The 16,074-nt window shown below is 72.1% G+C and carries 10 protein-coding genes; 5 read left to right on the top strand and 5 right to left on the bottom strand.

All coding sequences use genetic code 11. The features are described 5' to 3' along the window. Positions 1-13 precede the first annotated feature (13 nt). On the top strand, positions 14-2,545 hold the full coding sequence (locus KRR26_RS07770; RefSeq protein ID WP_217079499.1) for a protein kinase domain-containing protein: 2,532 nt from the start codon (positions 14-16) through the stop codon (positions 2,543-2,545). Between the two features lie 108 nt (positions 2,546-2,653). Beyond that, positions 2,654-3,424, top strand: a complete 771-nt coding sequence (gene bla / locus KRR26_RS07775; protein WP_120205819.1) for a subclass B1 metallo-beta-lactamase — start codon at positions 2,654-2,656, stop codon at positions 3,422-3,424. Between the two features lie 9 nt (positions 3,425-3,433). Here the strand turns inward: bla and KRR26_RS07780 are convergent, their stop codons facing one another. The 3 genes from KRR26_RS07780 to KRR26_RS07790 all read right to left on the bottom strand — a co-directional run bounded on the left by KRR26_RS07780 (position 3,434) and on the right by KRR26_RS07790 (position 9,823). Next, a complete protein-coding gene (locus tag KRR26_RS07780; protein WP_120205817.1) occupies positions 3,434-3,859 on the bottom strand; it encodes a hypothetical protein in 426 nt (141 codons plus the stop codon). A gap of 72 nt (positions 3,860-3,931) precedes the next feature. After that, on the bottom strand, positions 3,932-4,819 hold the full coding sequence (locus KRR26_RS07785; protein ID WP_120205816.1) for an NlpC/P60 family protein: 888 nt from the start codon (positions 4,817-4,819) through the stop codon (positions 3,932-3,934). Positions 4,820-4,888: 69 nt separating this feature from the next. After that, positions 4,889-9,823 (bottom strand): hypothetical protein, encoded by a 4,935-nt coding sequence (locus tag KRR26_RS07790; RefSeq protein WP_236068376.1) that lies wholly within the window; start codon positions 9,821-9,823, stop codon positions 4,889-4,891. Positions 9,824-10,987: 1,164 nt separating this feature from the next. On the opposite strand from KRR26_RS07790, the gene KRR26_RS07795 reads away from it, so the two are divergent. The 3 genes from KRR26_RS07795 (at position 10,988) to KRR26_RS07805 (ending at position 14,738) form a co-directional block, all read left to right on the top strand. Beyond that, a complete protein-coding gene (locus KRR26_RS07795) occupies positions 10,988-11,728 on the top strand; it encodes an endonuclease III domain-containing protein (protein ID WP_217079500.1) in 741 nt (246 codons plus the stop codon). A 97-nt stretch (positions 11,729-11,825) separates the two neighbouring features. Then, entirely contained in the window at positions 11,826-14,159 is a 2,334-nt protein-coding gene (locus KRR26_RS07800; RefSeq protein ID WP_217079501.1) for an acyl-CoA dehydrogenase family protein, read from the top strand. 63 nt (positions 14,160-14,222) lie between these two features. Then, on the top strand, positions 14,223-14,738 hold the full coding sequence (locus KRR26_RS07805) for an ester cyclase (protein WP_120205810.1): 516 nt from the start codon (positions 14,223-14,225) through the stop codon (positions 14,736-14,738). 3 nt (positions 14,739-14,741) lie between these two features. Here KRR26_RS07805 and KRR26_RS07810 read toward each other — a convergent pair whose 3' ends face one another. Both KRR26_RS07810 and KRR26_RS07815 read right to left on the bottom strand, forming a co-directional pair. Further along, a complete protein-coding gene (locus tag KRR26_RS07810) occupies positions 14,742-15,368 on the bottom strand; it encodes a hypothetical protein (protein WP_120205808.1) in 627 nt (208 codons plus the stop codon). A gap of 194 nt (positions 15,369-15,562) precedes the next feature. Next, a complete protein-coding gene (locus KRR26_RS07815; RefSeq protein ID WP_120205806.1) occupies positions 15,563-15,961 on the bottom strand; it encodes a hypothetical protein in 399 nt (132 codons plus the stop codon). Positions 15,962-16,074: the final 113 nt, after the last annotated feature.

Genomic DNA, 16,074 nt, shown 5'->3' on the forward strand with positions numbered 1-16,074 from the left:
AAGATGTCGCACCGTGCTGGCCAACGACTCCCTTGTGCTCGACGGTCGCTTCCGGGTGCTCCGTCCACTGGGCTCCGGCGGCATGGGCGAGGTCTACCTGGGGGAGCAAGTCTCCCTGGGCCGCAAGGTCGCCATCAAGGTGCTGCACCACGACCTGCACGCGCAGGCGGGCATGGCCGAGCGGTTCAAGCGCGAGGCGCGCCTGCTGTCCGCGGTGGAGCACCCCGCCGTGGTGCGCATCGTCGACTTCGGCGAGTCCGGCGACGCCGCGTGTCTGGTGATGGAGTTCGTCGAGGGCACCAGCCTCCACGACATGCTCAATGCAGGGCCGCTCGCCCCCATGCGCGCGCTGCCGTTGTTGCAGCAGCTCGCGGAGGGGCTGGCCGCCATCCACGACAAGGGCATCATCCACCGCGACCTCAAGCCGGAGAACGTCTTCGTCTCCCAGGGCGGGCGCGGTGAACAGGCCCGACTGCTCGACTTCGGCATCGCGCGGTTGGTGGAGCCGGACGCCGCCAGCAACCTGAGCCAGATTGGCGTCGTGCTCGGGACCCCCGAGTACCTCTCGCCGGAGCAGGCCGTGGGCGCGCGGGTGGACACGCGCAGCGACCTCTACTCCTTCGGAGTGCTGTGCTACCGCGTCCTGTCCGGGCGCCTCCCCTTCGATGGCCCCGCGCCCCGCCACTACCTGGCGCAGCACGCCTCCGCCGCGCCGCTGCCGCTGGACCGCGCCGCGCCGGGGCTGTCTCGCGCCGTGGGCCTCCTGGCCCTGGTGATGCGCCTGCTGGAGAAGGACCCCTCGCGCCGCGTGCAATCCGCGCATGAGCTGGCGGACGCGCTCACCGCCGCGCATCAAGCGCTGCTGTCGCTGTCGCCCGGGACCTCTCCACCGCCTTCGGGCAGCCACACGCCAGCGTCCAGCACGTCCCTGTTCGGCGCGGGCGCGGCCGTGCCCTCGCCCCCGAGCGGTACCGCGATGTTCGGTGGAGCCGGCGCGATGCCGGCGACGCCGGGCTCGGGGACGGCCGTGTTCGGCGCCACGCCCGCTCCCGCGGCATCGCAGCCCCCCGCGCCCTCAGGACGCTCGGGGACCGCCGCGTTCGGCACGCGTCCCTCGGGCAGCACCGCCGCGGTGACGGGCGGATCCGCCCTGGCGACGAAGCCGCAGAACCTCACGGTGATGCTCACCGACCTGCAGGGCTTCACCGAGCGCACCAGCCGGCAGACGCACGAAGAGAACGCGCGGATGCTGGAGACGCATGACCGGCTGCTGTTGCCGCTCGTGCGCGAGCATGACGGCCGGCTCATCCAGAAGCGCGGCGACGCGCTGCTCGTCGTCTTCCGCTCGCCCACCGCCTCCGTGCTGTGCGGCATGGCGATGCAGGATGCGCTGTGGCGCCATAACCAGGCCGTGCCCGCCGAGCAGCAGCTCCACGTGCGCGTCTGCATCCACGCGGGCGAGGTGCTCGTCACCCAGGACTCGGTGATGGGCGAGCCCATGGAGGTCGTGAAGGCCGTGGAGCACGTGGCCTCCGCGGGCGAGGTCACCTTCACCGAGGCGGTGAACCTGGCGCGCAACCGCGTGGAGGCCCCCGCCGACCCTTGCGGCACCATTCCCCTGCCCGGCCGCGAGGAGCAGCTCCTGTTGTATCGCTGCGTGCGCGCCGCGGAGGGTGCGCCCTTCGGCGATCGCTTCGCCTCCAAGCCCCGCCCCTCGCCGCTCCTCGCGCTTCGAGAGACGGCCCTCGCGGTGCTCTCCACGGGCGTGGCGCGCGCGCGTGAGGTGCCCCTCCGCGAACTGCTGCGCACCTTGCCCGCGCGCCTGCGCGCACTCGCCATCCACCTGCGCCATCAGCCTCGACAGCTCGGCGCGGTGGCCGGAGCGGCGGTGCTCCTCGTCGGCGGCATCGCGTGGGTGGTTCACTCGCGCGACGCGGTGGTCCAGTCGCGCGCGCTGCTCGCGGAGGGCAAGCCCGCCGAGGCCCTCAAGCGGCTCAACGCGCTGTCCGAACCCGAGAAGTCCAGCCCCCCCGTGAAGCAGGCGCGCGCGGCGGCCCTGCACGCCCTGGGGAAGCACGACCCGGAGCACGACCTGCTCGCCACGCTGGGCGAGGCGGACCGCGCCAACGTGCGCGACTGGGTACTCGATGGACTGGCCGAGGACTTCGGTGACGCCGAGAGCGATCGCGGCCTGCGCCGACTGCTCGACTCGCTCCCCGAGAAGCAAGTCCACGCGCGCTTCGAGGACCTGGCCACGGAGAAGTACTCCGCTCGCCAGTGGGGCGCGCTGCGCTACCTGGAAGCCACGCAGCACACCGAGGGACTCAACCTGGTGAAGATGTACTCGGCTTCGCTGGAGTCCCGTGACTGCGGCGTGCGCGCGCGGGCCGCGCGGCGGCTGGCGGCCCTGGGAGACGCGGACGCCATCCCCGCCCTCACCCGCCTCTCGGAGCAGCCGCGCGACAAGGGCCTGCTGGGCCTGAAGAGCTGTGGCCACGACGAGGCCGAGGACGCGCTGCGCCAGCTCCGCAAGAAGTCCGGCTGAGCCACCGCGCGGCTCCCGCGCCACACCTCGCGGCGGATCCGCGAGGTACGCGCATTGCACACGGCCGGGCACCGCGCGATGCCCGCGCGCCTTGGTCCCGGAGCCTCCATGTCCTCGCTGTCCCTTCGCTCGCTCTGCGTCTGGCCCCTGCTCGCGCTCAGTTGGGCCTGCGCGTCCGTCCCCACTCCAGCGCCCTCCTCCACCGCTTCCGTCGCGGCCGAGGAGACCGTGCTGGCTCCGGGCGTGCGCGTGCGCCGCATCGCTCCGGGCGTCTGGCTGCACATCACGCACACGCCCGCGTTCCCGGACGCACCCGCCAACGGGCTGCTCATCGAAGAGGGCGCCACCTCCGTGCTGGTGGACACGGGCTGGGACGTGTCCCAAGCGGAGCACCTGCTCACGTGGGCTCGGGACACCCTGCACCGCCCCGTGCGCGCGGCCGTGGTGACACACTTCCACGCCGACCGGACCTCGGGCATCCCCGCGCTCACGGCCCAGCGGATTCCCGTCTACGGGCTGGAGGAGACGGCGCGGCTCGGTGCTTCCCATGAGCAGCCGATTCCCACCGCCACGTTCGCCCACGCGCTGAGCCTCGCGCCCGTCGAGCTGTTCCACCCAGGCGCCGCGCATACGCCCGACAACCTCGTCGTGTGGCATCCGGCCAGCGGCATCCTGTTCGGAGGTTGCGCGGTGAAGGACGCCAGCGCCGAGGACCTGGGCAACACGAAGGACGCGGACGTGGCGGCGTGGCCCGCGAGCCTCGCCGCGATGCGGGAGCGCTTCCCCGCCATGCGCACCGTGGTGCCGGGCCACGGGCAGCCCGGCGGCCCCGAGCTGCTCACGCACACCGATGCGCTGCTGCGCACCACGATGCCCTGAGCAAGAGACTCAGTCGTCCCACTTCGCGTGGCCGCGCTTCTTGCCGCGGCCACGTCCGTGGTCGTCATCGTCGTCGTCCCAGTCGCCGCGCCCCTTCACCTTGTCGTCCACGCGGAGCAGGCTGCGCGAGTACGCGTCGTAGTCCAGGTGCAGGTGACCCTTGCCGCCCGGAGCGAAGGCGCGGAACTTCACCTTCCACACGTTGTTGCCCGTCAGGTGCGCTTCCTGGAGCTGGCAGTCATAGCCACGCGAGCGGCACTGCCCCCAGCCCAGGTTGACGGCCTCGTCGTACGACATCGCCGAGGGACGGGAGGGCGGCGGAGGCGGAGGCCGCGAGGGGCCCGGGCGATGGACGACCACGGGACCACCGGGCCGGGCCACGATGCAGCCGGAGCCACTCATCAGCAGCACGCCGAGAAGCAGGGGGATTCGCATGACACCTCATTACGGCGTCAGGCCCTGCCTCTTCAAACGCACGGCGAGTGCAGACACAGACAGGCTGGAAGGTTACAGGCCGCCCGGCGACGCGAAGGCCGCGAACAACTCGCCCGCGAGGTACGCGCGGCTGCCCTTGGCGGCGGGACGGATGAAGTCGTTGAGCACCGTGCCGTTGGACGCGAGCCGATGCGTGGTGGGGAAGGACAGGTTCATCCGCCCGCGCGCCACGCCCTTGCTGCCCCGGTGGATGAAGGTGACGGTGCCGTCGGCATCCACGCCCTCGACCACGGCGATGTGGGTCATCCCATCGTTGCGCTTGCCATCGCGGTTGCGGTCATACGTCTCGCGGAAGAAGACGAGGTCGCCAGGGTTCGGGTTCTGGCGGTGGACCGAGCCCACCTCCATCGCGCGGCGGAAGATGCCGGAGACCGCGTTCTCGCCCGCGAGGAAGCCGTGCGCCACCAGGTCGATGCCCACCTGGAGATACGCCAGTCGCACGAAGCCCGAGCAGTCATTGGGCACCTGCCGGCTGACGCGGCCCAGGTTGCGCACGCCCACGAGTTGCGTGGCGCGCTTCACGATTTGCAGCCCGGGCGCCGTGTGCGTCAGCAGCTCATCCCAGAACCGGCCGGTGCCGCTCGCGGGCCCCGTCAACAGCGCGGCGGCCTCCAGCGCGGCGGAGATGACGCCGGCCACGGGCTGGAGCAGCGCCTGCGTATCGGACGCCACGGCCTCCGCGTGCGTGGCCGTCAGGCGGGCAGGCGCAGCGGGCGGCGCCTCTTCTGCCTTGGCCCCCAGCGCTCCCACGGTGGACGCGGGCGTCTCCGCGAGAGGGGGAGCCTGCACGGGCGGTGGGACCTGGAGGGAGACCTCGGGCGAAGGAACCGGACGCACCGTGGCGCAGCCAACGAGGGCACAGAGCGGAATGAGGACCAGCAGGCTCGGACGGCTCGGCAAACTACCTCCCGGGGGTAAGGCGCGCGCATTCAACCTCACCTCCCGGGACCGTTGCACGTCCAACTTTGCTCAACCTTCCCAGGTGGACAGCAAGTCCTTCACCCGCTCGTACCGCTGGAGCAAAGCCGCGCGGTGCGCGCTCAGCAGCACCATGAAGCCCACCACCAGCAAACCGAGCAAGGACAGGAACGCCGCGCCCACGCGGTGGTCGCGCATGCCGAAGCGCACCAGGTTCGCGGCCACGCACGTCACCAGGAAGCCCGTGCCCAGGTACACGTAGGAGCGGATCCGCAGCGCGATGCCCGCGCCCACCCCCACCAGACACAGGAAGACGCACAGAATCATCGCGCTGCCATGGCTGAACTGGAGCGGCTCCCACGCGCCGGCCATGTAGATGACGGAGGCCGCCACCGCGCGCAGGCGAGCGTAGGTGTCTTCCTCCACCCCATCGCGGAACACGCGCAAGAGCGCGAGCAGCGAGAGGCCCGCGGGGATGGCGTAGTACTGGAGCTGCCCCGCGCCCGTCCCGAACCACACCCACACCAGCGCCGCGTTGAAGGCCACCACGGACGCCAACGACGCGAGCCCGCGACGCTCGGGGTGCGTGGCCAGCGCCGCGAAGTGGGCGGCATGCCCCACGAGCAGCGCCGCGGCCATCAGCGGCGACGACGCCCACGGCACCGCGAGCAACCCCAGAATCGGGAAGAGGTACGCGCCCACCAGCGCGGGCCGGCGGAAGGCCGGGAGGTCCGCGCCCTCGCGCATCGCGAAGGCGTGCAGCCCATTGAAGAGCGCGCCGCCCACCAGCGCCGCGAGGCTGTCCTCCATGCCGGGCACCGCGCCCTGCCCCATGCGCCGCACGCACAGATAGCCCACCGTGAGCACGGCCTGCGCCAGCCACGCGAAGCCCTCGTCCCGCTTCGTCACGGCCCGGTGCACCAGCGCGAACAGCAGCACCGCGAGCGAGCCCGAGGCCACCAGCGCCTCGCGCACCGCGCCGCCCGCGACCTCCATCCACATCAGCCCCAGGGTCAGCTCGGTGAGCGACACCAGCGTGAAGAGCTGCCCCATCCGGCCGCGCTCACGCTCGCCCGCCACGAGCAGCACCACCGTGGCCAGCACCGCGCTCGACGCGCCGAAGTACGGGAGGATGAACTCCGGGCCTCGGCCGCTGGAGTACACCGCGCCCAGGTGCACCCACGCGCCATGCGCGGCCACGAGCGAGGCCAACCACCCCACCCACTCCCGCTCCCGGCGCCGCACCACCACCGTCCACGCGCAGCCCAGACCGAAGGCAAGGCACAGCGAGAGGCTCAGGTGTCGCGGGTCCCTCAACCCACCGAAGGCCAGCAGCGACAGCACCCACCCGCCGTGGTGGAGCACCTCGCCCACCTCCACGTCGCGCGCGTCCAGCAACAGGCCCGCGATGCACAACACCAGCCCCGCGCCCCCAAGCACGGCGGGAGCCCAGAGCAGCGGCACCGCCGCGACAATCGACGCGGCCAACAACCCCTGCGCCACGCCTGCCATCCACCGCGTGCGCGTCACCATCAGGACGAGCGCCGTGAGCGCCGCCATCCCCGCCATCATCGGCGTCAGCGCTCCCGGCCCCACGTCCAGGAGCCGCGTGACCACCACCCCCGCCAGCACGAGCGCGCCGCCCACCCACAGCGGCTCGCTCCAGGAGCCCTCCAGGCCCGGCGTCAGCCGCTCGGACCATCGCGTGAGCGCGCCCTGCACGGACTCGGACTGACACACGGCGGCGAGCGCCGCTGCCATCAGCGCCACTCCCAACACCCACGGGCCCGCCTCGGGACGCCACACCCCGCGCGCGAAGTCAGCCGCCTCTCCCAGCGGCGCGCTGGCGAGCACCACCACCGCCGCCGCCAGCAACCACCGCTGCGAGAGCAGGAAGGCCGCCGCGAACAGCACCCCCGCGACCGAGGCGATGGCCCATGGCGTGCTCGACTCGGCGGCAGGAAGCACCGTCAGGACGAACGCCATGCCCACGGCCGCGGGGCGCAAGGCGCCATCGCGAGGCGCGCGGAAGAAGCGGTGCAGCGCGGAGGAAACATGGTGCTCCGCCAACGCCAGCCCCAGGAGCAGGACCGTGGCGTACGGCCGAGCCGAAGGAACCGTGAGCACGAGCAGCGCGGCCCCGGACACCCGCAGCGACGGGAGCGGCCCCGGCAACAGCGCGAGCGCCCCCGCGACCAGGACGAGCGCCAGGGGAGACGACCAAGGCACCATCCACAGCACCGCGCCCAACAGGCCCAGCTGCACCTGCATCCACAGGGACAACGCGCGCCGAGGTACCTCGTCGGTGGAGCGCAGCAGGGCACGAGACGCCGCGGGCACATGCTCCACGGCGCGCACGAGCACCAGCGCGAACAGCGCCAGGCCCGAGGCCCACGAGAACGGGCGCCCCACCACCAGGATGCCCGCCACCGAGAACACCACCATCAGGCTCGCGAAGAACGGCTGCCGCGTCGCGCGGGTCCACAGGAGGGGCAACAGGCACGTCCCCACCATCAGCAGGGCCAGCCGGGAGTCCGTCCAGCGCACCGTGGCGAGCGCGAGCACGGCCACCGAGCCCAGCGTCCCCACCCACGCGAAGCGCTGACCGCCCGCGGCGACGCGCAGCACGGCGGGCACCTCCTCCAGCACCGCGAGCACCGCCAGCACCGTGGCCAGCCCCAACAGCGCCACGGGACCCGAGGCCGTCAGGCCCGCGACCGCGTACACGGTGGCCATGCCCAGGCTGAGCGACGGGTGCAGGCTGCGCGACGTGAGCAGCGCCACGAACGACGCGGCCAGCAGGTGCCACTCCCGCTGCGACGTGGGGCCCACCGCGACGGCGAAGAGCGGGAACACCAAGGCCACGAGGCCCGCGGCGAGGGTGCTCGGGCTGCGGCCCCGGCGCGCGGTGAGGACCGAGCTGCCCAAGGACCACACGGCGAACAGCGCCTGGGACATCCACGGCGTCATCCAGCCGTTCCACGGGCGATACAGCGAGGACATGTCGGGCAACAGCGCGAACGCGGCCATCACCACCGCGAGGGGGCGAATCGCCGGGAAGCTGCGCGAGGCCACCGCCACGGCCGCGGCGCACACGAGCACCACCGCGCCCAGGAGCGTGACCTGCGCGGCCATGCCCCAGATGAACGCCACGACGGCATACACGACCGCCGGGACACCGAGCCGCCTGACGATGCCACCCCGCTCGCCCAGCACCGCGAGCCCCAGCGCCACGGCCGCCATCACCGGGGCCACCGTGCGGGAGCCGTGCATGAAGGCCAGCTTCGGCAACGTGGCGGCCAGCAGGAACGCCGCGAACGCGAACGCGGGCTCACTGCGCACCGTCCACGCCGCCACGAGCGCGGCCGTGCCACCCAGGCCCATGCCCACGACCTCGGCGACGCCCGAGCCCGCGAACGCGCTCAACAAGAAGACGATGGTCGACACCACTCCCACCGTCGACGCGAGGAAGGCGCGCGTGCGCTTCGTGCACAGCGAGCCCACGCCCGCGAGCGCCAACGCGAACGCGCCGCACACCACCGACGCAACGCCCGTCCCGTAAGCCCCCAGCGCGGAGAACGGCAGCAGGAAGAACACCCCCGCGCCCACCGCCACCAGATAGAAGCGCTCCAGCAGGAGGCCCGCGCCCAGGCCCACCAGCGACAGGCTCAGCGCCGCCCAGAACGCCGGGCGCGCGTCCGTTCCCAGATGGCCGTAGAGGACGAAGCACGGGAGGGCCACCGCGGTGGCGCGCAGCAACACCTCCGAGAGCCCCAGGTCGCGCACCTCGCTCGTGCGCTCCCCTCGCCACCGGAACCGGGCCGCGAGCACGATGCCCGCGAGGATGAACGGCACCGCGGAGAGGGCACCGTACTGGTACGGCAACACGTTCCCGGGCGCGTAGCCCATGCGCTGCTTGATGGCCGCCAGCAGCGAGCGCGCGGGCCCCGGGACCAACTCAACGGTCGAGGCATACGCGAGATACGCCGCGCCATACGCGGGATAGAGCCACGGCAGCCGCGCGATGGGACCGCGAGCCAGGGTCCACAGCGTCCAGGTGACCACCACGGCGGTGAGGAACAGCGCGGGCGCGGCCCCCGCGGCACCCGCCGCGAGACATGCCACCTGAAGCGCCACCACGACCAGGGCGAGCGGCTCCGCCGCGCGCGTCTCCCCCTCATTCCGGAACCGCAGGCAGGTCGCGAGCACGAACGCGGCGAACGGCGCGTAGGTGCCCACCGAGGGAGCCACATCCGCCGACGCGAGCGCCACATGCAGGCGCACGGCGAAGACCCCGGCGAGGAACAGCGGAGCCGCGATGACGAAGCCGAGCGCGCCGCCCTCGCGAGGAGTCGGAGGCGCCTTGCGCGACAGCAAGAAGAAGAGCCCACACGGCAGGACATTCAGCCAGACGGCGAGTCCACCGAGCCGAGCCACCAGCGGCGCCAGGCCCATCATCAACATGGTGGCGACCAGGGCCACCTGCACATGGCGGCGAGATGGCGCGTCAAAGGCATCCAGGGGCTTGCGCGCGAACACCGCGGCGACGGCGGCCCAGCCGAACAACAACGGAACGAGGAGCACCGGCGACACGCCATCGAGTTGCAGCGCATCTCCCAGCCCCATGGGCCCCAGGGCAATCCCCACCAGCGGAGCCACCGCCGAGCCAATCAACCCCAGAATTCTCCCGGGCTGACGCAGCGCCTCGCGGCGAGCCAGGAAGTTGCCCCAGATGGAGAAGCCCGCCGAGTACCCCGCCGTCATCAAGAACACGACGAGCGAGCGGGTGACGGACGTCATCCCCGCCCACGACTCGAAGACAAGGTAGAGCGTGCCCGAGAGGATGAGGAACGCGCCAAGGAACCACGCGATGCTCTCGTAGAGGAACGGCCGCCACATCCGATTCCACGAGGAGGCCTCCTCGACGATGCGGGCCGCCTCTCCCTTGGGCTGTGGCGGCTCGGTGAACGGATCACCAGGACGCATGGGCAGCGAAGATGCGCGCCCGGTCCCTCGCGCCGGCCCCCTGCCCCGAGCCGGCATGCCCTTCCCGGGAGGCACCTCAGGACGCGGAACCCGCGCTCCCGCATCGACCGAGCCCTCCACTCCAGCGGCCTGCCCCTGTCCCTGCGCAGTGGAGTGCGTCCCCATCGCATCCGCGGACACACTCCCTGCCGCCGCAACAGCGCCGTGCTGCGCGACATCACGCATCGGCGCCGCATCGCCCTCGGTACCAAGCGATTCGCCCGGCAACGCAGCGTCGCCAACACGTCGCCCCGGCCCGGTCAGCGCTCCGAGCGCGGACGCCTCCGAAGCGTCAACGACAAGGCCGCCTTCTGCGCCACTCGCTCCTCGGGCCGACGCATCCGAAGCCCCAGCAACACGCTCCTCCTCCGTGCCCGACGGCGCCGCTGCGTGCTCGGAGCCTTCTGCCTCCGACACGTCCGCGCGCGCGAACACCGCCGCAGCAGCACCTTCGTGGGAAGCCTCCCGCGCGGACACCGAAGCGCCAGACGTCTCCGCATCCACACGAGCGGCCACCGTTGCATCCGCCGCGGCCGAGCCCTCGCGAACCTCATGCGCCGCGGCTCGCGCGGCCACGCTCAGCGAACCGGCCTCGCGCCCAACCGCCCGCGCGGACTCCACGCCTTCCGCGGCAGCCATCTCCGACGGCAGCTCACTGAGCACCGAAAGCAGGATGCGCGCTTGCCGCTCGTAGCGCTCCGACAGGAAGCGACGAACGTGAGCGGGGACATCCGAAGGCTCCCAGCGCTGGAGTTCGTCGAGGAGGAAGTGGACGTGGGCCAGTTCGGCCTCCAGGACGGGCCGGGGCCGTGCACCCATGCGTGAACCACACATCACGCACGTCTTCGCACTCCCGAGCCGCTCCTGGCGGCATGCGGAACAATACATGGGCCCCCCTCCTACAACGGACGTGCCACGAAGAATGCCTTGAAACCACAGGGGATTGAAACTCGCGCCCTCGCGGGCTGCACAGCCATACCGCATCGCGCGGGTGGCAGCTGTGCAAGGACCTGCACAACCCGTCCAGCCCTCGCCGCGCCGCCCGCCCATCGAGCCAGCATCACCGCGAGCAGCCCCTCCGCCGCGTCGCCACCTTTTCAAGCAGCCCGACCCACGGAGCCGGACATGCCCACGACCACCGGCCGACGCGCACGCCTCCACACCCACTCCGCGCGAAGCGCCTCCGCGCCACAGGCTCACCCCCCGGAGCACCCGTTCGACATCGACACCGTGCTCGCCCGTATCCGCGAACGCATCCGCGACTTCGCGGACGCGGCCATGTTCGCGCTGGCCGAGCGAGGCCACGCCACCCTCTTCGAGCAGCTCGTGGGCTGCATCCTCTCCATCCGCACGATGGACGAAGTGAGCTTGCCCACCTCCCTCGCGCTGCTCTCCCGAGCCTCGACGCCAGAGGCCCTCGCGCGCCTCTCCGCGACGGACATCGACGCCCTCATCCAGCCCGTCACGTTCCACGAAGCCAAGGCCCGGCAACTCCACGCCCTCGCCGTGCGCACGCGCGACGAGTTCGGCGGCGTGCTCCCCTGCGACGCGGACGTGCTCCAGTCCTTCCATGGCGTCGGGCCCAAGTGCGCGCACCTCGCGCTGGGAATCGCGTGCGGGCAGGAGGCCATCAGCGTGGACATCCACGTGCATCGCGTGACGAACCGCTGGGGCTATGTGGCGACGCGAACGCCCGAGGCCACACGCCGAGCCCTCGAGGCCCGCCTGCCCCGCGCCTACTGGGTCGAGTTGAACCGGCTGCTCGTGCCCTTCGGCAAGCAGGTGTGCACGGGCTCGCGCCCCCACTGCTCCACGTGCCCCGTGCGCGAGTCCTGCCAGCAGGTCGGCGTCACCTCGGCACGCTGAGCACGTCGTCGTCGGTGGACCGCCATGCCGCATCCACCATTGCCGTGGCCCGCCGCGCTGGCCAGACTGCGCGGACCTCGCCACCTGGAGAGACGCCATGAAGGATGACGCCGCCCGCCCGTCCGCGCAGGAGCTGCTGTCCCTCCCCCGCCTCATGCCGCTGGTCCCCATGCTCTACATGGCGTGGACAGATGGAGAGCTGACCGCCGATGAGCTGCGCGCACTCGGCGCCGCGGCCCGCTCCCAGCCCTGGTTGGACCTGCGCTCCAGCGCGGTCCTCGCGCGTTGGGTGGATCCCCTCATGCCCCCCTCCGCGCGCGAGCTGGCCCTGCTCCGTGAGCACATCCGCCGCACCGCCGAGCGCCTCACCCACAGCCAACAGAAGAACCTCGCGGAGCTGGGCGCACAGCTCGCGCAGGTCGTCTCGGGAGATGAGGCCCTCCCCGTCCCCATGCCCGAGCTGACCCAGGCGCTCCTCGGCCTGGAAGAGTCGCTCGGCGTGTCCGGCCGCGAAGCGGTGCGCGCGCTGGTGCCCGACACGACGCTGCCGCCCGGCTCCCTCAGCGCGTCCTTCGAGCCCGCCGCGATGCAGACGCTGCTGGACGCCACGTATCCCACCCTCCGAGCCCAGGTGCGCGAATGGCTGAAGGACCCGGCCTTCCGCTACACGGACACGCGCCACACGGCGGCCTATCGCGAGCAGGTCTTCGCGTGGCTGAAGCGACTGGCGGACCAGGGACTCGGTCGCATCGCGTATCCCGAGGGACGCGAGGCCGGCGCGGACCTGGGAGGCTTCATCGCCGCGTTCGAGACCCTGGCCTTCTTCGACCTGAGCCTCGTCGTGAAGGCGGGCGTGCACTTCGGGCTGTTCGGCTCGAGCATCCTCTTCCTCGGCACGCGACCGCATCACCGAGACTACCTGGGCCGCGTGGCCTCGCTGGAGCTGCCCGGCTGCTTCGCGATGAGCGAGCTGGGCCACGGCTCCAACGTTCGCGATGTGCAGACGGTGGCGCGCTACGACGCCGCGACGCAGGAGTTCGTGGTGGACACGCCCTCCGAGGCCGCGCGCAAGGAGTGGATCGGCAACGCCGCACGTCACGCGCGAATGGCCACCGTGTTCGCGCAACTGGAGGTCGGCGGAGAACGCATGGGCGTGCACGCGCTGCTCGTGCCCCTCCGAGATGAGCAGGGACACGTGCTGCCCGGCGTGCGCATCGAGGACTGCGGCGAGAAGATGGGCCTCAACGGCGTGGACAACGGACGGCTGTGGTTCCACGGCGTCCGAGTCCCACGCGCGAACCTGCTGGACCGCTTCGGCCGGGTGAGCGAGTCGGGCGAGTACACCAGCGCCATCCCCGGAGACTCCAAGCGCTTCTTCACCATGCTGGGCACGCTCGTCGCGGGCCGCGTGAGCGTGGCCTGCGCGGCGCTGAGCGCGGCCAAGAGCGGCCTGACCATCGCGGTGCGCTACGGAGACCTGCGCCGCCAGTTCGGCCCCGCCGGAGCGCACGAGGTCCGCCTCCTGGACCACCAGGCACACCAACTGCGCCTGCTCCCCCTCGTCGCGAAGACCTACGCGCTCGACTTCGCGCTGAAGTACCTGGTGGACCGCTACGTCCACCGCACGGAGGAGGATGCGCAAGAGGTCGAGGCGCTCGCGGCCGGCCTCAAGGCCCACGCCTCGTGGCACACCACGCACGCGCTCCAGGTGGCGCGCGAGGCGTGCGGCGGCCAGGGCTATCTGGAGCAGAACCGCCTGCCCACGCTGAAGGCGGACACGGACGTCTTCACCACCTTCGAGGGCGACAACACGGTGCTCCTGCAACTGGTGGCCAAGAGCCTCATGACGGGCTACCGCCAGCGCTTCGAGGACGACCGCGTCCACACCGTGCTCAAGCTCATCCTCGACCGAGCCACGGGCGCCATGACGGACCGCAACCCGTTCACCACGCGGCGCACGGACAGCGCGCACCTGCGCGATGACGACTTCCAGCTGCGCGCGCTGCGCTTCCGCGAGGAGGAGCTGCTCACCTCGGTGGCGCGGCGCCTGCGCAAGCGGCTCGCCTCGGGCGTGGAGGCCTTCGAGGCGTTCAATCAGTGCCAGGCGCACCTGCTCGCGCTGGCCCACGCCCACGTCGAGCGCGTGGTGCTGGAGCGCTTCCGCACCGCGGTGTCCACCGTGAAGCAGGCCTCGCTCCGGCACGTGTTGGAGCGCCTGTGCGACCTCCACGGCCTGTCCTGTCTGGAAGCGGCCAGTGGCTGGTTCCTGGAGCACGACCACCTGGAAGGCGCCAAGGCGCGCGCCCTCCGCAAGGAAGTCGTTCGCCTGTGCGCGGAGCTGCGCCCGGACGCGGTCGCGCTGGTGGACAGCTTCGGGATTCCGGACACCTGCCTGGCCGCGCCCATTGGCCTGGGCCGCCTTGCGCCATGAGCTGAACGATTCGCGCGAGCATCCCCTGCCGGCCCCGGTGCCCGGACACAGACTCCGGGCGCCATGATGAAACGCCTGACGCTCTCCCTCCTGCTCGCGGCCTGCCTGGCGGGCTGCGCCACCACCGCGCCCGCCGAGCGCTCCGCCGCGCCCGGCGAGCAGAACAAGCTGCGCGCGCGGCAGTTCACCGAGGAGGTCTACAACCAGAAGCGCCTGGACCGCATCCCCGAGTACATCGCGGCGGACTTCATGGACCGCACGCTGGACTCACCGCCGAAGACCCGCGGGCCCGCGCTGCTGCGACAACAGGCCGAGGCAAGCTTCGCGGCGTTCCCCGACCTGCGCTTCGACCTGCTGCACGTGATGGCGGACGGAGACCTCGTCTCCCTGCACTGGCGCGCCACCGGGACGGACGCGAAGGGGCCTCGGGACGCCACAGGGCAGCCGCGGCGCGTGACGCTGCAAGGGCAGTCCCTCTGGCGCATGCGCGACGGACAGGTCGTGGAGGCGTGGGACGTCAGCGACCGGCTCGCGCCCTTGTTGCAACGCGGTTACTCGGTGGTTCCTCCCACGCCGTGAGACTCACTGCACGGGGACCGGCGCGCGGAACACCTCGCCGTCATTGCCCTCCAGGATGAGGCTCGCGTTGTCGGAGGGAGACACGCGCAGGTTCACCCGAGGCTGCCCCTTGCGGTCCACCAGCAACAGCCCCGGGGAGCCCTGCTCGTCCGCGCCGAGGATGACGCGCGGCCGGCCATCGGGGTCCGACAGCTCCAGTCGCGACGAGCCGTCCACCTGGAGACCCACCGCGAACAGCTCCACGCCGCCGGGCTTGGCCAACGTCAGCCGAGGCGCCTCGTCGGAGTACACGGTCAGCTCGGCCAGCATCTCGCCGCCTTGCGCGGAGAAGCGCAGCCGCGGCGAGCCATCTCCATCCACGCCCAGCAGCGCGCGCGGGCGCCCCGAGGTGTCGCGCAGGACGAGCTGGGTGGCGCCGTTCTCCTCCACGCCCCACGTGGCCCGGGTGCGGCCCTTCGCGTCCGTGAGGACGAAGCGCGACGCGACCAGCTCACCGCTCGGCATCGACTCCTCGCGCAGCACCGTCGCCCCCATCCCCAGCCCCGCCAGCACGAGCGCCGTGAGGGTGACTCCCTGCAAGCGCCGGTAGCGCTGCTCCAGCCGCTCCAACCGCGTCTCGTGCGACTCCATCGCGAAGGACCTCCTGGCAACCCCGGAACGCTAGCGGAAGACGGCGCCGGGCGCGCGTCCACGGAAGCATCCTGAACCGCCGACCGGCTCACCGCTACGCGAGCCCCACGCGCGCGGACACCTTTGAACGATGGGAGGCGCGGTGGGACATGGCCCTCGCCCGCCTGCCCGGCGTGAGGGCCACGGTGCCCCACTCAGGGCGGCGGCTGGGTCGTGGGGCCCCCCGCGGCGCTGGAGGGGTTCACCGGGATGGCCTCGCCGGAGACGACGTCGATCTCCTGCACGCGCGTCACGTGCCGGGCCAGCGAGTCGAACTCCAACTCCAGCACCTTGCCCGACCCCTTCTCCGGCAGGCCGAAGCGGATGCGCCAGTAGTTGGGCCGAATCTGAACGGCCTCGCCCGCCTGGGACAGCACCAGGCTGTTCTGCTGAGCATAGGCCTGCCCCGCTTGGATGACGTCCCGCTCGCCCAGCTCCTCCTGGACTCGCGCGGAGTTGGGGGGCTCGGGGGGACGTCCGGTGGGACCCGGGATGCACGCGGAGCCCAGCAACGAGGACGCGGTCAGAAGGAATGCCAGGGTGCGAGGCGCCATATCCGCACGTTGGCCACGCGCCGCGCCCCTCGCAGGAGGCCCGGCCGCCCACCTCACCCGAGGCCACGGCGCCTGCCCGCTGCGCCAGCGCGGGACCCCACCGCGCGCCAACG

This window comes from Citreicoccus inhibens, from assembly GCF_019039035.1.
Lineage (GTDB): Bacteria > Myxococcota > Myxococcia > Myxococcales > Myxococcaceae > Citreicoccus > Citreicoccus inhibens.